The sequence below is a fragment of the Rhodococcus sp. IC4_135 genome (assembly GCF_011602025.1).
Lineage (GTDB): Bacteria > Actinomycetota > Actinomycetes > Mycobacteriales > Mycobacteriaceae > Rhodococcus_F > Rhodococcus_F baikonurensis.
The window spans coordinates 215245-234606 of the sequence record NZ_JAAOLG010000010.1 but is presented as its reverse complement, the minus strand read 5'-3'; the positions used below and the strand labels follow the sequence as shown (position 1 = coordinate 234606).

Genomic DNA, 19362 nt, shown 5'->3' with positions numbered 1-19362 from the left:
CACATACTTCGACTGAATCCCGCTCCCTTACCTCTGGTCGGCTAGTAAGGACAGGGCCGCACCGGTGACGCTCTTCAGGTGCTCGCTGCTGACCCCTGGAGCTAGCTCCACAAGCTGCAGCCCGTCCGCGGTGACGTCCAGCACCGCGAGGTCGGTGATGATCCGGTGGACGACTCCCTGCCCGGTAAGCGGCAGGGTGCACGCCTCGACGATCTTGGGGTTGCCCTCGCGATCGGTGTGCTCCATCACGACGATGACGCGGCGGGCCCCATGGACCAGGTCCATCGCCCCGCCCATGCCCTTGACCATCTTGCCGGGGACCATCCAGTTGGCGAGGTCACCGGTCTTCGACACCTGCATCCCGCCGAGCACCGCGGTGTCGATGTGGCCGCCGCGGATCATCCCGAAGGAGAGGGCCGAGTCGAAGAACGCGGCACCGGGATTGACGGTGACGGTTTCTTTACCGGCATTGATGAGGTCGGCATCGACCTGATCATCGGCCGGATACGGTCCGGTACCGAGGATCCCGTTCTCGCTGTGAAGGACCACCTTGACACCCTCGGGCAAGTAACTGGGGATCAGCGTCGGCAGGCCGATACCGAGGTTGACGTACTCACCCGGCCGCATCTCGGCAGCAGCGCGAGCGGCCATCTCGTGGCGGGTCCAACCGATACGAGTTTCCTCTGCACTGGTCACTTGGTACCTCCTGAGACGGTCCGCTTCTCGATCCGCTTCTCCTGCGGGCCTGTATGCACGACGCGTGCGACGAACACCCCAGGTAGGTGCACGTGCGCGGGGTCGATGTCGCCCGGCTCGACGAGGTTCTCCACCTGCGCGATGGTGATCCGGCCGGCCATGGCAGCAAGCGGGTTGAAGTTCATCGCCGTCTTGTTGAAGACGAGATTTCCTTCGGTGTCGCCGTAGTCCGCGTGCACGAGCGCGAAGTCAGCGGTGATCGCCTCTTCCAATACATACGTGCGGCCACCGAACACTGCCGTCGCCTTCGGTGGCGACGCCACGGCGATCGAACCGTCCAGGTTGTATCGCCACGGCAAGCCGCCCTCGGCGATCGGTGTGCCGACGCCGGCCGGAGTGTAGAACGCCGGAATGCCGGTACCGCCTGCTCGCAGCCGCTCGGCCAGCGTCCCCTGCGGCGTCAACTCCACTTCGAGCTCACCGGCGAGATACTGGCGGGCGAACTCCTTGTTCTCCCCCACGTACGACGCCGTCACCCTGGCGATCCGGTGCGCGCCGAGCAGGATGCCGAGACCGTAGTCGTCGACACCGCAGTTGTTGGAGAACACCTCGAGATCGGTGGCGTCGCCGTCGGCGATCGCCGCGATCAGTGCGTCGGGAATACCGCACAGCCCGAAGCCGCCCACTGCGAGCCTGGATCCGCTCGCGATGTCGGCAACTGCCTCAGCTGCCGTATTCACGACTTTGCTCATCCGCTAGTTCTCCTTCTGCTGAAAGATTCCGGCTCGGTGAAGAAGCTTCTCGGCGTGACGAAGAACGGGAGCGTCGACCATCTTGCCCTCGAACGCGAACACACCACGTTCAGTAGACACCGCGGCAAGCACTCGTGTGGCCCAGTCGATCTCTTTTTCCGAAGGTGCGAATGCACCACGGATGACCTCGACCTGACTCGGGTGGATCGCAACCTTCACGTCGAAGCCGACTGCGACGGCGTCAGCGGACTCGACGCCGAGGCCCACGAGGTCCTTGATGTCGAGGTACACGGAATCGACCGCCAACCGGCCGTAGCTCTTCGCGGCCAGCAGAGACGTAGATCGGACATGCTTGGCAACGTCGCGGTACGAACCGTTCGGGTGTCTGCTCGAGTTACCACCGAGACCGGCAACCAGATCCTCGGCTCCCCACATGACACCGATGGCGTTCGCAGCAAGTGCGATGTCGGCCACGGCGAGGGCTCCGCGTGGGGATTCAACAAGTGCAACCACGTCCGCCGGTGCGAGCGAGAGAACGTCCTCCGCCGATTCGCATTTGGACAGCATGAGACGCGAATAGTGTGTGCCGTCCAGCGCGATCAGATCGAGTTCGTGATCAGGCGTCCCGACCGGATTGACGCGCACGACCGTCCGCTCCGGATCGAGAGGAGTGTCGATCAGGGCCGCACGTGCGGCTTCCTTGTCGGCCGGAGCCACACCGTCTTCGAGATCGAGGATCACGACGTCGGCAACTGCCGCGGCCTTCGCGTAACGTTCGGGACGATCCGCCGGGCAGAACAACCACGCCGGCCCCGGCGGGGTCCACGTCATGAGGACACCTCAGCCGGGCGGAGCTGCACCAACGTCTTACGCGTGGCAAGTGCGACGACGTCACCGTGCTGGTTGCGACCGGTGTGCACCAGCGTCACGATGCCCTCACCTGGACGGCTCTTCGATTCACGCTTGTCTGCGATGAGCGTCTCGGCATACAAAGTGTCGCCGTGAAAGAGCGGCTTCGGGAAGCTGATCTCGGAGAAGCCGAGGTTGGCGACGATGGTGCCCTGCGTCAACTGCGCGACCGAGAGGCCCACGATGGTCGACAGGGTGAACATCGAATTGACCAGCCTCACACCGAATTGAGTGTCCTCGCTGTACGCGGCATCGAGATGCAACGCCTGCGTGTTCATCGTCAAAGTCGTGAACAAGACGTTGTCAGCCTCGGTCACCGTTCGTCCTGGGCGGTGCTCGTAGATCGCGCCGACCTCGAACTCCTCGAACCAGAGCCCGCGCTGAGTGATCTTCTTGGGGTTCGTCACAGCCCTGCCTCACGGGCGATGAGCATCAACTGCACCTCGGTGGTTCCCTCACCGATTTCGAGGATCTTGCTGTCACGGTAGTGGCGCGCGACGGCGTACTCGTTCATGAAGCCGTATCCGCCGTGGATCTGCGTGGCGTCGCGAGCGTTGTCCATGGCAGCTTCGGAGGAGATGAGCTTGGCGATGGATGCCTGCTTCTTGAACGGCTTGCCCGACAACATGAGTGCGGCCGCGTCGTAGTACGCGGTACGTGCGACGTGGGCGCGAGCCTCCATACGCGCGATCTTGAACGCGATGGCCTGGTTGTGTCCGATGGGGCGACCGAACGCCTCGCGTTCCTTGGCGTATTTGATCGACTCGTCGACGCAGCCCTGGGCGGCACCGACACTCAACGCTGAAATGGCGATGCGGCCTTCGTCGAGGATGCGCAAGAAGTTCGCGTAGCCGCGGCCGCGCTCACCGAGCAGATTCTCTTCGGGGACACGAACATCCGCGAACGTGAGCGGATGGGTGTCGGATGCGTTCCAACCGACTTTGTTGTACGCCGGTTCTGCCGTGAAGCCGGGCGTCGTGGTCGGCACCAGGATCGTCGAGATCTCCTTCTTGCCACCGTCCTTGACACCCGTGACCGCGGTGACCGTCACGAGCTTGGTGATGTCGGTGCCCGAGTTGGTGATGAACTGCTTGTTGCCGTTGATGATCCACTCACCGCTGTCGAACTTCGCGGTGGTCTTGGTTCCGCCGGCGTCGCTACCCGCACCGGGCTCGGTCAGGCCGAAGGCAGCCAACGACTTGCCGCTGGTGAGCTGCGGAAGCCACTCTTCCTTCTGTGCCTCGTTACCGAAACGGTAGATCGGCATTGCGCCGAGGGACACACCAGCTTCGAGAGTGATCGCGACGCTCTGGTCGACCTTGCCCAACTCTTCGAGCGCCAGGCAGAGCGCGAAGTAGTCGCCGCCCATTCCGCCGTACTCCTCGGGGAAGGGCAGGCCGAACAGTCCCATGTCGGCCATCCCGGCCACCACCTCATACGGGAAGGTGTGGTTGGCGTCGTGCTCGGCAGCAACCGGTGCCACGACGGTCTTGGCGAAGTCGGCAACGGTCTTGGCTAGCTGCTGGTATTCGTCCGGAAGCGCTCCGGTGGCAAGGTAATCGGACATCAGGCGTCTTCCTTCTGCGTCGTGTTCTCGGTCTTTACTTCTGCAGTCTCTTCTTCGGCAGGTACCACTCGGGCCAGAACCTGATCCACCATCACCTGATCGCCCTGACGGACAAGCACTTCCACGATCCCGTCGATCGGGGACGTCAAGGAGTGCTCCATCTTCATGGCCTCGACCACGACGAGTGGTTGTCCCGCGCTCACTGCCGCGCCGTTCTCGACGTTGACCGCGATGACGGCACCGGGCATGGGGCTGGCGATTTCGGCGTCACCGGCATGCTTGTCCTCACCGCGAACGCTGACTTCGGCAACCTCGCGCACGTGCCAGGTTCCGCCGCCTGCCAGCCACAGACCACCATCGGTCTGGGCGACGACAAACGTGCGTCGACGTCCGTCGATCACCACCGCCAGTTCGGATCCCGTCAGGGTCGCGCTGAATGCGCGAGGCTGTGAACCTTCGACCTCGACCTTTGCATCCGCGGGAACGCCGACGATCGCAACGTGCGCCGTTCGGGTGCCGGCGGAGAGCCTGATGCTGGTCGGAGCGGGAGTTCCGACGCGCCACCCACTCGGGACGTCCCAGGGATCAACGGATTCCGAAGTTGTCCACCGCGAGAGCCAGCGATACGCCGCGGCAGCAATGAGCACCTCGTCGGAGGCGTCGGCTGCGACAAAGTCTTCGACGCGACGATCGAGCAGACCGGTGTCGAGGTTGCCCGCGATCACATCCGGATCAGCGAGGAGGAACCGTGCGAATTCGATGTTGGTCACGACTCCGAGCACTGCGGTGTCACCGAGTGCGCGATCGAGCTTGCGCAGTGCGCCCGCGCGGTCGGGAGCGTGGGCGATGACCTTGCTGAGCATCGGGTCGTAGTCACTGCCGACGACGGTGCCCGCGAGCAGTCCCGAATCGACGCGCACGCCGGAACCGGACGGCTCGACCAGATCGACGACGCGGCCGCCGGTCGGCAGGAACCCACGGCCCGGATCCTCCGCGTACACACGAGCTTCGATGGCGTGCCCGGTCAGTGTGATGTCGCTCTGGGAGAAGGCCAACTTCTCCCCTGCTGCCACACGAACCTGCCATTCGACCAGATCCAGTCCGGTCACCATTTCGGTGACGGGGTGCTCGACCTGCAGGCGGGTGTTCATCTCCATGAAGAAGAACTCGTCCGGCTTGTCGGCGGAGACGATGAACTCGACAGTGCCGGCGCCGGTGTAATCGACGCTTCGAGCGGTGTTGCACGCTGCCGCGCCGATCCGGTCACGGGTCACCTGATCGAGCAGCGGCGACGGAGCCTCTTCGATGACCTTCTGGTGACGCCGCTGCAGGCTGCATTCGCGCTCACCGAGGTGAACGACGTTGCCGTGCTGGTCGGCGAGAACCTGGACCTCGATGTGCCGGGGCCGCAAGACGAATCGCTCGAGGAACAGGGTGTCGTCACCGAACGACGACGCGGCCTCACGGCGGGCACTACGAAGAGCCTCGGCCAGATTGGCCGGATCCTCGACCAGACGCATTCCCTTGCCACCGCCACCTGCCGAAGGCTTGACCAACACCGGGTAGCCGATGTCCTCGGCTGCGGCGATGAGTTCTTCGTCGGTCAGATTCGGGCGCGCGATACCCGGGACCACCGGCACGTCGAACGCGGCAACCGCGTTCTTCGCGGTGATCTTGTCGCCCATCACCTCGATAGCCCGCTCGGAGGGGCCGAGGAAGGCGATTCCGGCAGCCGCACAGGCAGCCGAGAACGCCGAGTTCTCCGAAAGGAAGCCGTAACCGGGGTGAATACCCTGAGCACCGGTGGACTTGGCAGCGTCGATCACCTTGTCGATGACGAGGTAGCTTTCACGCGCCGCGGCCGGTCCGATGTTGACGGCAGTGTCGGCCTCGCGGACGTGGCGAGCATTCGCGTCGGCGTCGCTGTAGACGGCAACGCTGCGAATTCCCAACTCACGCAACGTGCGGATCACGCGAACCGCGATCTCACCGCGGTTGGCCACGAGAACAGTATCGATAGTGCGCAACTCAGTCATTTCGCTCACATCCGGAAGACGCCGTAGGAGACCGGCTCGATCGGCGCATTTGCGCACACCGAAAGGGCCAGGCCGAGAACAGTTCTGGTATCTGCGGGGTCGATGACACCGTCATCCCACAGCCGTGCGGTGGAGTAGTACGGATTGCCCTGAGCCTCGTACTGCTCGCGGATCGGCGCCTTGAAGGATTCTTCGTCCTCGGCCGACCACGGATTACCCGCACTGTCGAGCTGGTCACTACGAACGGTCGAGAGCACCGACGCGGCCTGTTCGCCGCCCATGACCGAGATGCGCGCGTTCGGCCACATCCACAGGAAGCGAGGTGAATACGCCCGTCCACACATCGAGTAGTTGCCGGCGCCGTACGAGCCGCCGATGACAACCGTCAGCTTGGGGACCCGTGCACACGCAACTGCCGTGACCATCTTGGCGCCGTGCTTGGCGATGCCGCCTGCCTCGTAATCGCGTCCCACCATGAAGCCCGCGATGTTCTGCAGGAACAGAAGCGGCACACTGCGCTTGTCGCACAGTTCGATGAAATGTGCTCCCTTCATGGCGGATTCGCCGAAGAGCACGCCGTTGTTGGCGATGATGCCGACCGGATGGCCCTCGATGTGGGCGAAACCGGTGACGAGCGTCTTGCCGTACTCGGCCTTGAACTCCTGGAACGCACCACCGTCGACGAGCTTGGTGATCACCTCGTGCACGTCGTACGGAGTACGGGGATCGGTCGGAACGACGTCGTAGAGCTCGCTCTGATCGGCGACGGGCGGAACGGTGGAGATGACGTCCCACGGGCGATCGGAGCGGGGGCCGAGTGTGGCAATGATGTTGCGCACGATGCGAAGTGCGTCGCGGTCGTCCTCGGCCAGGTGGTCGGTGACGCCGGAAACCTTGGAGTGCAGGTCGCCGCCGCCGAGCTCTTCCGCCGTGACGATCTCACCGGTGGCCGCCTTCACCAGCGGCGGACCACCGAGGAAGATCGTGCCCTGGTTGCGGACGATCACTGCTTCGTCACTCATCGCGGGCACGTAAGCGCCGCCCGCGGTGCACGAACCGAGAACTGCAGCGATCTGGGGAATCCCCTTGGCGCTCATGGTCGCCTGGTTGTAGAAGATCCGGCCGAAGTGCTCGCGGTCCGGGAAGACTTCGTCCTGGCGCGGCAGGAAGGCGCCGCCGGAGTCGACGAGGTAGATGCAGGGAAGGTTGTTCTGCAACGCAACTTCCTGCGCGCGCAGGTGCTTCTTCACCGTCATCGGGTAGTAGGTGCCGCCCTTGACCGTCGCGTCGTTGGCGACGATGACGCACTCACGGCCCGACACACGGCCGATACCGGTGATGACGCCGGCGCCGGGGCACTCGTCGTCGTACAGGCCGTTGGCCGCCAGCGGGGACAGCTCGAGGAACGGGCTGCCCTGATCGAGCAGCGAGTCGACGCGATCTCGCGGCAGCAGCTTCCCCCTGCTCACGTGCCGCTCGCGAGAGCGCTCGTTGCCACCCAGCGCTGCTTGCGCCAGTTTCTTCTTCAGTTCGTCCACCAGAACGGTGTGATCGGACCGGTAGCCCGATCCTTGCGTGATTCCACTGGGAGTCATCCCGCCGCCTTCGCCATGAGTTAATGCTCGATAACTGAAACTAGATTAACTATGATTAACTGAGTTGTCCAGAACACAAGCGAAGAAAGATCGAGAGAATGACCTCTGAGCAGGTAGCAGCTCCGACGCGACGCGATCAGATGAAGGCCGACCGTCGTCGTCAACTCTTGGACGCCGCCGCCCGGTTGATCGCCGAGCGCGGATTCGTGAGTGTGCGACTCGAAGACCTCGGCGCGGCCGTCGGCATCAGCGGCCCGGCCGTGTACCGGCATTTCCCCAACAAGGATGCCGTCCTCGTGGAACTTCTCGTCGGCATCAGCACACGACTGCACGAAGGCGGATCAGCGGCCGCAGAGGCAGCGGACTCACCGAGCGCTGCTCTCGACGCACTGGTGGAGTTCCACCTCGACTTCGCGCTCGGCGAGCCGGACCTGATCCGCATCCAGGACCGCGACCTCGAAAGCCTGCCGGCCGACGCGCGTCGACAAGTACGCCAAACACAGCGCAAGTACGTCGAGGTCTGGGTCGGTGTGCTCGAGCAACTCGATCCCCAACTCGATCAGGCGGATGCGCGCATCAAAGCGCACGCCACCTTCGGTCTGATCAACTCGACCCCTCACAGCGCCAACCCCGCTTCGCCGGCACGCGCACGCCGCGTCCTGCGGGATATGACACTCGCCGCACTGCGCACCCACTGAAACCGGACACGGCACAATCGGTGGCAGACTGGTTACACCAGCTAACAGATGAGGGTGCCGAACGTGGAAGACAGCAGTGGGGTCAGCCGGGCCGATTTCGCCGAACTGCGGACCGAGTTCTCCCGCTTCATGATGTTGTACCAATTCGGAATCTCCGAACTGATGACCAAGGTGAACATCCTCAAGGACGAGTTCACTCACATCAATCAGTACAGCCCCATCGAACACGTGACGTCACGAGTCAAGTCGCCGGACAGCATCCTGCGTAAGGCTCAACGCCTGAACATCCCGCTCACGATCGACGACATCTCGAAGAACATCTTCGACATCGCCGGCGTGCGCATCACCTGCAGCTTCATTTCCGACACGTACCGCATCGCCGAGATGCTCACCAGCCAGACGGACCTTCGGGTGATCGAGCGCGAGGACTACATCGCCGATCCGAAACCCAACGGCTACAAGAGCCTGCACTTGATCGTCGAGGTCCCGGTTTTCATGAGTGACCGCGTCCGGCACGTTCCGATCGAACTCCAGATCCGCACCATCGCGATGGATTTCTGGGCGAGCCTCGAACACAAGATCTACTACAAGTACAACCGCGAGGTTCCCGTCGAGCTCCTCGACGAACTCACCGAGGCTGCTGCCGCGGCACACCGCCTCGACGTCAAGATGGAACGCCTCAACGACGAGTTCGCGAAGATCAAAGCGCTACCGCATCCTGACGACGAAATCCTCGAGCAGGATCTGCCTGCCCAGTTCCTCGAGGCGCTGCATCTGCAGCGACGGGCGCTCTGAATTTAGGCACCCCTCCCCTGAGCGAACGCGCCTTTCGGCGCACCTGAGGCGACGAGAGTGCCGTTCGCTCACAACTGGGGTCGGAAAACTAGGGCAAACAAAAAGAATTGCGTTGGCTTGCTATTTCTTGCCAGTGACGGCGCTGTAGCCGATCGACAGCACGGCCGCCGCGGCGATGCTGATGATCCAGCGGATCCAGTCGATTCCACCCGTATCGCCCTTGTCCGAGATCGCTCCCCAAACCCAGTACCCGATAAGCGCTCCGGCGATACCCAGCACGACGGTCACGATCATGCCGTACTGCTGCTTACCTGGCAGTACGAGACGAGCCAGGATTCCGATGACTGCGCCGAAAATGATGGTTCCGATAATTTGCCCCATGACAGCCCCTCTCACACGTCGTGCATGCACGCGGACGGAAGATCACCGCTCAGGGAAACAATAACCACAGTCACACACAACTGTCGCTTGTTGACCGAATTGTTGTCCGAGATGCAACCTCGACGCGTTACATCTACGACATTCGCGAGTTATTTTTTCGCAATCGAGCAGACCTACCGTTCTCGTCCATGCCCACTTCCGTAAAACTGCCGAACAGCGAGCTCGCGCGACTTGCCAACAAGCCTCCCTGGTACCGATCACTGTTCGTGCAATTGATCGCCGCTATCGTCATCGGTGTTCTCATCGGCTGGTTGTGGCCGGAATTTGGCGCGAATCTCAAACCCCTTGCCGACGGGTTCATCAGGCTGATCAAAATGCTGATCGCGCCGATCATCTTCTGCACCGTAGTGATCGGGATCGCCCACGTCGGCGATCTGAAAGCGGTGGGGCGCATCGGCGTCAAGGCTCTCATCTACTTCGAGGTCGTCACCACTTTCGCCCTGTTGTTCGGACTGCTCATCGGAAATCTGATGAAACCAGGTGCGGGATTCAACATCGATCCGGAGACGCTGGCGAACGGTGCGGCCGCCGTGGCCGCCAAGACCGGAAGTGGCGAACTACCCCACACCGTCGAATTCCTGCTCAACATCATTCCGGTGTCTATCGTCTCTGCCTTCGCCGAAAACGCACTCCTCCAAGTCCTTTTCTTCGCCGTACTGTTCGGGCTCGCCTTGGCCAAGGCAGGCGAGAGTGGACCACCGATCGTGTTCGAACTCGTCGATCGTCTGAGCCATTTGTTCTTCACGATCATCGGCTGGATCATGAGACTGGCGCCGTTGGGCGCTTTGGGCGCGATGGCGTACATCGTCGGCCAGTACGGGATCGCTTCGCTCGGAAGTTACGGAAAGCTGATCGCCGCATGCTATCTCGCGGCCGTCCTGTTCATCCTCATCCTGGCCGCGATAGTCAGGTACTTCGCGGGCGTGAACCTGTGGAAGTTCGTCAGGTACATCAAGGACGAACTCTTCCTCGCGTTGGGAACGGCGTCGACCGAAGTAGTCCTGCCCCGAATCATGGTCAAGCTCACCAACGCCGGATGCTCGCGCACGACAACAGGATTGGTGGTGCCGACCGGCTACTCGTTCAATCTCGACGGCGCGACGCTGTACCTGTCGATCTGCATGCTGTTTCTGGCTCAGGCACTCGGCGTGGACCTGACACTCGGTGAACAGATCACTGCCGTCCTGGTACTGATGCTCACGTCGAAGGGAATGGCCGGCGTGCCGGGATCGTCATTCCTGGCACTGTCCGCCACCGTGGCCGCAATCGGTCACGGCGCAATTCCGGTCGCCGCCGTCGCTCTTCTACTGGGCGCCGATCGAATCATGGACTCGATGCGGGTGTCGGTGAACCTGCTCGGAAATTGTGTCGCAACCTTCGTGGTCGCCAATTGGGAGGGGCAGCTCGATAAGGAGCGCATGCGCCGAGTGCTCGACGGAGAAGACGTTCCACCGCTCGAGGAAGTCGATCCGATCACGGGGAAAACCGTTCCGGCACCCGAAACCGAAGGCATCCTGACCCGATAGGTAGGTGCCGGCTGCTGTTTGCACATCGGAGATCGGTGCTGAAGAGTCGCGGGGGCAGACTTCACTGGAAAATCCAGACCGACAGCTACAAAAGCAAATATTTGCAGATGGCGGCAACCTTGCCGTCAAGGGTCCGTTGAATCTACAAATATGGCACTTGCGCTGCACCGACTCCACTTTCACTGAAAAGCGACTTGCGACATCTAGATATTGCCAGGAGGTTGCCGCAGTGGCGATTCACAAATCAGCGAACGGGCAGCATTATATTTGCCGGAATTAAAAGGACTAAAGTCCGGTGTTCAACCGACGAATAGACTCGAGTGGGTAAAAATCAATCAGTTCTGAAAGCCTTCTTCTGCATGCATTTATGCCGTGCCAGCTGCACTTATGCTGATAGTTTCCCGCAATAAGCTGTTGCGGGATTGATCATATGGCCATCGGTTCAAATTGTCCGAATGGTCACCTATTGCTATCGTAACCTTTGCGAAGGACTGGACCCAATTGCCCAGCAAAGGAATACAGTGACCGCACCCATGCAGGATATTGAACACTTGTCCACTAATCGACTTTCGGTGGTTGTTCCGGTATTCAACGAAGAGAACGCGGTTTCCGGCTGCATCGAGCGTCTACTGACCCAGTCGGAAATCGATGAGATTCTGATTGTCGACAACAACTCGACGGACGGTACCGCATCGATCATCCAGGAGTTCGCCGAGAAGTACGACAAAGTCAGATATGTCTTCGAGGCCCGCCAAGGCGTCGTACACGCCCGGAACGCGGGCTTCGACGCCTCGACCGGCAACATCATCGGTCGTATCGACGCGGACACACGGGTACAACCGGGATGGGCAGATGCGGTCAAGAGTTTCTTCCAACGCAGCACCGCTCATTCAGCGGTTGCCGGACTCACCTACCTCTTCGAATCGCCGTTTGCTCGAATCCACCGCTACGCACTGGACAGGCAGGTGAAGCAGGGGAAGTTCGATTGCGAACGTCAAGTACTCGCTGTCGCCGGAGCGAACATGGCGATCAGAAAGAGCGCATGGCTGTCCGTCCGCGAGCAAGTCAGTGACCGACCGGACATCCACGAAGATATCGACCTTTCACTGTGCCTTCGAGAGGAAGGGATGACGATCGGTCAGATCGCCGACATGCGAGCAGAAACGTCCGGTCGACGCGGTGAAACCCCTCCGTTGGAGTACCTGAAGTACAACCAAGCATCCGAATCGGTTCTGCACCTTCACAACATCATGAATTGGCGCCTCAAACTGACCATCTGGGGCGACTCGATGCTCCACGCGCTCGTGTGGCCCGTCTACCGCATCTACAATTTCGAGCAGGAGCGCCTGGAGTTCAGGCGCTTGTTCGGCATGTCGAAAGGTCGAATCATGCCAGTTCACCAGTAGCCCATCGAGTTCCGCTCCTCACCACAGATTCGCAGCCACCGAATTTCACGACAGTTTCAACGCTGTGATTCGATCTTCGCTCGAGCGCAACAGCACCTTGTCCCCCGCCCACAGCTCCCGCGGCATCGCCCAGGGGGTGAACTCGTCGTCCCCGTCCCGCTCCACTTGAACCTCCCAACTCCGTTGGCCGGTCCTGATATCTGTTCCGTAGACATTGCCGTCGTCGACGACGACATCCCCGTGCCAGACGATCTCTCCGGCGCGCTCGGCGTTCGATCGCCACAGGACCTCACCGGTGAAGAGGTCCACGAACTGGACCTCGGGCTCGGAACCGGAACGAGTCACGGCGACCACGTTGCCGATCACCGCCAACGACTGCGCGGCATCGAACACCTCGCTGTTGGTCCATAGTTTCTCGCCAGATTTCCGGTCGAAACCACTGTGTCCCAATATAATCGGAGTCGATCCTCCCGCGGGATCATCTCGGCTGTACCGCCCCCCGAAATACGAGGACTCCGAGGGGAGTTCGTCCGTCCTGGCGAACTCGCGCCCGTGCGGATCGAGCGCGTACTCACTTGTCGGACGGCCATTGCCTTCGCAACCGCCATCCGACACCAAGGTCACGCCGTCAGACGATGTGTGCGCGGTCGAGCAGGTGGAGTAACCGTGCACCCAGCGCTGTTCGCCCGTCTTCAGATCGAATCCCAGAGACTCGTCGAGAGTGATCACACCCAGATCACCGTGAACTGACATCATACGATCGACGTATCCGTCTTCCCACGATCCACCGATGTCGAACGCCTTGGACCAGTTCGCTTCCGGATCGTCGACCGTTCCGCTGTGCACGCGAACGTCGTTGCTCTCGATATCACCTTCGAGCGCGAGGACTGTGTCACCCGAGACAACCGCAATGATCGGCGCCCACGGCGTCTTGATGTCTCGTCGCTCTCCAGTCTCGATGTCGAACAGCGAGTACGAACCACCGGATACGTACGGCCCGGAGAAACACAGCAACGAGTCGCCGAGCAAGGTTTCGGAACAACCACCGATGTCGACCGCCGACGTGCGCCAACGGACAGCGCCGTCCTCGGCGTCCAATCCGACCAATTCCGCGTCGTCCAACGAATACGCCTGACGATCAGGCATACCGATCATCGTGACCACAAGTGATCCGGCGTCGATGAATCCACCCATGTCCATGTTGAATTCGGTTCCCACGAGTGGGCTCCGAAATATCGCGAACTCGCGCCCGAGAATCTCGGAGGCCTCGACGCTCCATAGCGGCGACGAGATCGCTGTCGGTTCGGAACTCGTCGACGTGACCACCGTGGCGATGGCGGCAGTGACGGTGACTACGGCTACAGCGGCTGCGATCCGAAGGCGCGTCTTCGGGGAGAATCTGGTGGTCATCGAATCTCCAGGCCGTCGATCGTCGCGAGAAACTCCAACTGCTCGAACGTCATCGGCACGTTCGGGGCCTCGGCCGACGAGCTCACCGTTACTTGCGTCCCACCGGGGTGGGTAACTACTACAGACCTGTGGACATTCTCCCAGCGACTCTCATCACGTTCGATCACGGACCCGTCCTCGGCGGTCACCATTGAGAGCGGATGCCCGTCGTAAGAAGGGTCGTACTTGTTCGGCGGCGTAGGAAGCGGCTGCCCACTGGTAATCGAGATACTGAGGCGTGACTCGTTGCCGTCCGACCGCGCAACGAGATCCTGGCACGCGGTGGTGGTGTCGTTTTCGGCCAGAACCAGATCACCCAGCTGACTGCCGAGGTCAGGCCCGCCTGGCGCAGCTGCGTGCCAACCCGATCGGAGCGCGTCGCCGAGCGCGTCGACGATTCCTCGATCCAGTTCCCGCCCAGATGACTCGTCCGCCCAACCGCCGCAATCAGTCTGAAGCGGGGCAGTGCCCGGGGGAACAGGCGTCGTGATCAGCAGTTGTGGCATGGCGACAAGGGTTGCAAGTTCGTCGAGCGTCAGTGGCACCACGCCGGAACTCTCGGCGTCCCTACCTCCGTCGTTGTTCGTGTCGTTGACATACGCCTGAATCCGGGTCCCGTCGGCGCCGTACAACATTGCCGACCGATTAAGGGTGCGTACACCATTGGTTTCGGTCCACGTATCCTGCAGATCCACCACAGACTGGTCGGCCAGCACCCGACGTTCGACGAGCGACCCCGCGACACACGATGGGATCTGATCAGAACTCGAGTGCAGCATCAGGCTGAGCGCGCCGATCTTCCCGTCCCGAATCAGCGTCCCGGACGCTGTGGTGGACGCCAACTCCTCGAGCGAGAATCCCTCGGGCAGCCCATCTGTGTTCGAAGGTGCAGAGATCGGCCCGAACTGCAGCGAATTACCCGGGCTGGCGAACTTCAGCTCGACATCTTTCGGGAGCGCCTGTTTGACCGCGTCGGACATCGCGGCTGCCTTGGCGCTCGAGAACCACGGAAAGCGCGGATCGTCGTACGTGTCAGAACCGTCCAGAATGTAGGAGAAGAACGAATCCTCCTCTGGCGCTTCGACACTCTCACAACCTGAAATGGTTGTCGGGTACACCGCGCTCGGCGTGACGTACGAGAATTCAGGCACGTCCTCCGGCGCCATCTCGTCCGGTGTGGACGTCATGCTGATCGACGAAGACGAAGCTACCGAGATGTCATCGGACGGCGAACTGCTCCAACGATCCACCAGCCCGGCAACCACTGTCCCGCCGGCGATCAGGGAGACGACCGTCAGCGCGAAGGTCCACTTCTCGGCCCGACTCGAATCGGTTTGCTCCTTCGACACGTACCCTCGCAGTCACCGTCTCGGCTCGCCCCCGATGCGCGTCGCCTCTGGAAGTCCTGTCGCGATCACAGCGATTTTTGTTACCAACCGGATGGTTTCCTATCGCGCTCGCGCCGTATGAACGCACAAGAACGGGGTGCCAGTTGCTGTGCAACCGGCACCCCGTTCTGACGACCTGAGTGCTTACACCCTCACAGGCACCTGATTCGGGTCTGGATCGGAATCCGGATCCTGCTCGATCGGAATTCGCCGAATCGCTTCACCCTCGATGTCGACGTTCGGCAGGATCTTGTCGAGCCACGCCGGCAACTTCCACGCCGAATCACCGAGAATCGACATGACCGCAGGGATCACGATCATGCGGATGATGAAGGCGTCGAAGAAGACTGCCGCCGCGAGACCGAAGCCCATCATCTTGCTTGTCGTCTCCGAGGACAGCATGAATGCGCCGAACACGGAGATCATGATGATGGCCGCCGACGCGACCACGCGAGCACCATGGGTGTAGCCGGAGATGATGGCGTCCTTGGCCGACAATCCGTGCACGTATTCCTCGCGCATTCGCGTCACGAGGAACACTTGATAGTCCATCGCCAACCCGAAAACCACACCGATCATGAAGATCGGCAGGAACGAGATGATCGGTTGTGTGTGCTCGATCAGCCCGAAGTCGCCCTCCTGGAAAATGGCCACCGTGGCGCCGAAGGTCGCGCAGACGGAGAACAGGAATCCGAGAGTTGCGGTCAGCGGCACCAGGATCGAGCGGAAGACGACCATCATGATGATGAACGCCAGCCCGACCACCACGATGAGATACGGGATGAGCGCGGAACTGAGCTTCGACGACATGTCGGCAACGATCGCGGTTTGACCCGCTACACCGAGTTCTGCGCCTTCCGACTTCACCGTCGATCCGTAATCCCGGATCTGATTCATCAGCTCGTGGGTTTCGGGACCGCTCGGCGACATCTGTGGGGTGACCGCGATGAGCGCAGAGTTGGCGCCCGCCATCGGGTTTGCCGCGTCGGGTCCGTTTCCGACCCACATCAACTGATCCGGCGTTGCGACGTTGTCGAGGCCCTTGATGTGCGCGACAGTGCCTTCGGCAATCGCGGTGATGTCGGTGCCGTCCGGAGCGTCGAGCACGACGAACAATTCGCCGTTGACGCCTTCACCGAACCCACGTTGCAGCAGGGCAAGTGCCGGTCGCTCTTCGTCCTGAGTGAACGAGAGTCCGAGTTCGAGCTTCGTCATCGGAATAGCCGCGATCACCAGAAGCACCAGCGCAGCACCCGCGATCGGCCACGGGTACTTGGTGACTATCTTGGCCCAGCGATGCCCGTTGGATTCCATCGTCTCGGGCTCGTCACCGTGGCGCAGCCCGGGGATACGAGGCGAGAACGCGAACCGACCGAAGATACCCAGAACCGCTGGGATCAATGTGATTGCGCCGAGCACAGCGATGATGACGGCAACCGCTGCCGAGATTCCCATCTGCGTGATCATCGGAACCCCGACCACCGCCAGGGCTGCCAGCGCAACCACCACTGTCAGGCCTGCGAATACGACAGACGAACCGGCAGTACCTACTGCCCGCCCGGCTGCCGCTTCCCTGCTTCCGCCCAGGTTGAGCTCACTGCGGTAGCGCGACACGATGAACAACGCATAGTCGATCGAGACTGCGATGCCGATCATCGTGACGATTCCCGTGACGCCTTCGTTGATGTCGAAGAAGCCCGAGCCGAGTGTGACCGTCAGAGTCGCCAGCGCAATTCCCAGAATTGCAGTGAACAACGGAATGAAGGCCGCGATGAGGGCGCCGAACGCCACGATCATCACGATGAACGCCACCGCGAAGCCGAGCATCTCCGACAGGCCGCCCGCGGCCTGCACCTGCATCATCGAACCAGTTCCTTCGACTTGCAGACCACCGGAGCGGAATTTTGCCATCAAATCGAGGAACGCAGTCTTGTTGGCCTGCGTCTGATCCTCGATGCGAATCGACTGATTGAGCTGGATCAGCCCGACCTTGCCGTTGTCGCCGAGAACGGCTGACGCCACCGCTGGATTGGTCTCCGCGAGAGTGACCGGATTGACGATCTTCTCGGGATCGACGATGTCCGGCAACGTCTTCGCCTGCGCGATCAACTGGTCGATCTGATCGCTGTGTGCGGCAAGTCCGTCGTCTGCCGCGATGAGAATGCTGGTCGACGCCTGAGTTTGCTGCTCCGCTGCAGCTGCAAAGTTCTCGTTCATCAACTCGGTCGCACGCTGTGAATCGGTGCCCGGAAGATTGAATTCCTTGGAGAACGTCGGATTTGTGGCGCTGATAGCGCCCCCCACCACCGCGATCACGATAATCCACGCGGCCACCACAAGATACTTGTGGCGGAAAGCGAACTTCCCCAACCTGTAAAGATACGTAGCCAACGTAGGCCTCTCTCGCCGTGGACTGGTCTGTCCGAAGAACACGGGGTCTTTCGGTGCCAAGGTCATACGGTACGGACCGATCGGCCCGTTGGCACCCGGTATATCTGCGAAAACGGCATATCCGGCGCGCTCTCCTTCTCCTTTTCAGACCGCTCGGTACCGTGGACACGACACGGGCAGGCGCCTCACCAGAGCAGACGTCACGCAGTACGAAAGGCAATCCCATGAATCACGGCCAGGCCGTCGATCGCGATCACCTCCTTGCCGGCCAACGGCGACTCGACGCGCTCGGCCCACGATTGACGGGATCGCCTGCACACCACGCGGTGGTGGAAGAAGTCGCGAACGAACTGACCGAACTGGGCCTCGAAGTCCGGCGTGATTCACACACTTTCGAACGTTGGGATCTACCGGCGACATCTGACGGACTTCGCATCGAATTGCCGACGGGGCCGATCAACGTTTCGTCCGCATTCCCCTACTCCGGATTGACCGGACCACAGGGAATCTCCGCTCCCCTGGTCTACGTCAGCGCGCGACGCCCCAAATGGTCCGCGGCCAAAGGCGCGATCGCAGTGATCGAGGTCCCGCACATCGATCTTCCCCGCAAGCTCCTGGTCAGCGAGTGGGGTCCGATCGCCACCGACGAGACTCTTCGAAATCCGGTTCTCTCCGCAACTCTTCTGGGCCCGAAACTCGACAAGGCTCGCAAGGCCGGAGTGCTCGGCGTGATCGCAGTTTGGCGAGACATTGCTCCGGACAACGCGCTGGGACAATATCTTCCGTTCACGCAGCCGTACCACGACATTCCCGCCGTCTGGGTGGCCGGCGACGAGGGCAGGAAGGTTGTCGCTGCAGCGCGTTCCGGCCAGCGGGCGACTCTGGTTCTGGATGCAACTCTGCATCCAGGCACCCGGACCGACACCGTGTGGGCGGTATCCCCGGGGACATCACCGGAAGAGACAATTCTGCTCATCACTCACAGCGACGGAACCAACGGCGTCGAGGAGAACGGGCATCTGGGAATGTTGGCTTTGGCACGGCACGCCGTCGCGCAGCCGCATCGACGGTCGTACGTTTTCGTCCTGACGACCGGCCACCTTCGAATTCCGGCGGTGTCCAAGCACGGGCAGGCAACGTCCACCTGGCTCGAAGCGCACCCCGAGATGTGGAAGGGCGAAGCCGGTCAGGCGCGAGCAGTGGCCGGGATCGCGATCGAACACCTCGGTGCACTGGGCGATACCGAAGACACCTCGACCGGCAGCTATGCCTTGGAGACCAGTCCGGAGCCGGAACTGCTTTACGCAACAAGTCGGGAAGTACACGACATCGTTGCACCACTGTGGCGCGACATCGGAGCGGGCGATCGCCGAATCGTGGCGCCGGGACCGGTCATTCACTTCGGTGAGGGTGAACCACTGTTCGAGCGGAAGATACCGGCAGTCGCCTTGGTGACGGCGCCGCAGTACCTACTCGCTCTGCGTGATGCCGGCGCCGTCACGCACGTCGATCTCGACGCGACGGTCAAGCAGGTCGAAAGCTTCCGCGATCTGCTCGACGCGTTCGACGCAACAGACACCGCGGCTTTCGGCCCGGTGGTCTCGCGCTCGGTGTTCGCGAAGTTCTCGGCACTACTTCAGTTGATGCAGATTTTGTCGAAAGCCAAGAAATAGCGCTGTGCGCCTTTATTAACCGCCCGCGGTTAATAAAGGC

16 protein-coding genes are annotated in these 19362 nt (G+C 61.6%); 5 read left to right on the top strand and 11 right to left on the bottom strand.

Features of this window, described 5'->3' with window-relative positions:
- Nucleotides 1–27: 27 nt before the first annotated feature.
- From G8767_RS19820 to G8767_RS19790, 7 genes are read right to left on the bottom strand one after another with little or no spacing between them, the layout of a single operon-like run.
- Nucleotides 28–696, bottom strand: coding sequence for a 3-oxoacid CoA-transferase subunit B (locus tag G8767_RS19820; protein ID WP_346843013.1), 669 nt, complete (start codon nt 694–696; stop codon nt 28–30).
- Entirely contained in the window at nt 693–1448 is a 756-nt protein-coding gene (locus tag G8767_RS19815) for a CoA transferase subunit A (RefSeq protein ID WP_166811304.1), read from the bottom strand. The genes G8767_RS19820 and G8767_RS19815 overlap by 4 nt, the downstream gene beginning before the upstream one ends.
- Nucleotides 1449–1451: 3 nt before the next feature.
- A complete protein-coding gene (locus G8767_RS19810; protein WP_003942031.1) occupies nt 1452–2279 on the bottom strand; it encodes a CoA ester lyase in 828 nt (275 codons plus the stop codon).
- Entirely contained in the window at nt 2276–2764 is a 489-nt protein-coding gene (locus G8767_RS19805) for a MaoC family dehydratase (protein ID WP_003942078.1), read from the bottom strand. Before G8767_RS19805 ends, G8767_RS19810 begins: the two co-directional genes overlap by 4 nt.
- A complete protein-coding gene (locus G8767_RS19800; protein WP_020906879.1) occupies nt 2761–3924 on the bottom strand; it encodes an acyl-CoA dehydrogenase family protein in 1164 nt (387 codons plus the stop codon). Before G8767_RS19800 ends, G8767_RS19805 begins: the two co-directional genes overlap by 4 nt.
- Nucleotides 3924–5960, bottom strand: coding sequence for an acetyl/propionyl/methylcrotonyl-CoA carboxylase subunit alpha (locus G8767_RS19795; protein WP_166811302.1), 2037 nt, complete (start codon nt 5958–5960; stop codon nt 3924–3926). Before G8767_RS19795 ends, G8767_RS19800 begins: the two co-directional genes overlap by 1 nt.
- Nucleotides 5961–5965: 5 nt before the next feature.
- Nucleotides 5966–7555 (bottom strand): carboxyl transferase domain-containing protein, encoded by a 1590-nt coding sequence (locus G8767_RS19790; RefSeq protein ID WP_166811300.1) that lies wholly within the window; start codon nt 7553–7555, stop codon nt 5966–5968.
- 98 nt (nt 7556–7653) lie between these two features.
- On the opposite strand from G8767_RS19790, the gene G8767_RS19785 reads away from it, so the two are divergent.
- Together G8767_RS19785 and G8767_RS19780 are read left to right on the top strand one after the other, a co-directional pair.
- Complete coding sequence (locus G8767_RS19785) at nt 7654–8253, top strand: TetR/AcrR family transcriptional regulator (protein WP_003941968.1); 600 nt, start codon at nt 7654–7656, stop codon at nt 8251–8253.
- Nucleotides 8254–8316: 63 nt separating this feature from the next.
- Nucleotides 8317–9048: a GTP pyrophosphokinase family protein gene (locus tag G8767_RS19780; RefSeq protein ID WP_007730187.1), complete on the top strand. Its 732-nt coding sequence runs from the start codon at nt 8317–8319 to the stop codon at nt 9046–9048.
- 120 nt (nt 9049–9168) lie between these two features.
- Here the strand turns inward: G8767_RS19780 and G8767_RS19775 are convergent, their stop codons facing one another.
- Entirely contained in the window at nt 9169–9429 is a 261-nt protein-coding gene (locus G8767_RS19775; RefSeq protein ID WP_003942027.1) for a GlsB/YeaQ/YmgE family stress response membrane protein, read from the bottom strand.
- A 188-nt stretch (nt 9430–9617) separates the two neighbouring features.
- Between G8767_RS19775 and dctA the strand changes: the two genes are divergently transcribed.
- Together dctA and G8767_RS19765 are read left to right on the top strand one after the other, a co-directional pair.
- Nucleotides 9618–11015 carry a C4-dicarboxylate transporter DctA gene (dctA, locus tag G8767_RS19770; protein ID WP_166811298.1) on the top strand — a complete coding sequence of 466 codons (1398 nt, stop codon included), beginning with the start codon at nt 9618–9620 and terminating at the stop codon, nt 11013–11015.
- Between the two features lie 533 nt (nt 11016–11548).
- A complete protein-coding gene (locus G8767_RS19765; protein ID WP_235171711.1) occupies nt 11549–12421 on the top strand; it encodes a glycosyltransferase family A protein in 873 nt (290 codons plus the stop codon).
- Between the two features lie 45 nt (nt 12422–12466).
- On the opposite strand, the gene G8767_RS19760 is transcribed toward G8767_RS19765, so the two are convergent.
- From G8767_RS19760 to G8767_RS19750, 3 genes are all read right to left on the bottom strand, one after another.
- Entirely contained in the window at nt 12467–13831 is a 1365-nt protein-coding gene (locus tag G8767_RS19760; RefSeq protein WP_166811294.1) for a PQQ-binding-like beta-propeller repeat protein, read from the bottom strand.
- Nucleotides 13828–15219, bottom strand: coding sequence for a hypothetical protein (locus G8767_RS19755; protein ID WP_166811292.1), 1392 nt, complete (start codon nt 15217–15219; stop codon nt 13828–13830). The genes G8767_RS19760 and G8767_RS19755 overlap by 4 nt, the downstream gene beginning before the upstream one ends.
- Nucleotides 15220–15402: 183 nt before the next feature.
- A complete protein-coding gene (locus G8767_RS19750) occupies nt 15403–17649 on the bottom strand; it encodes an MMPL family transporter (protein ID WP_166811320.1) in 2247 nt (748 codons plus the stop codon).
- Nucleotides 17650–17873: 224 nt separating this feature from the next.
- Here G8767_RS19750 and G8767_RS19745 point away from each other — a divergent pair, with 224 nt between their 5' ends.
- Nucleotides 17874–19322, top strand: coding sequence for a hypothetical protein (locus G8767_RS19745; protein WP_166811290.1), 1449 nt, complete (start codon nt 17874–17876; stop codon nt 19320–19322).
- Nucleotides 19323–19362 lie beyond the last annotated feature (40 nt).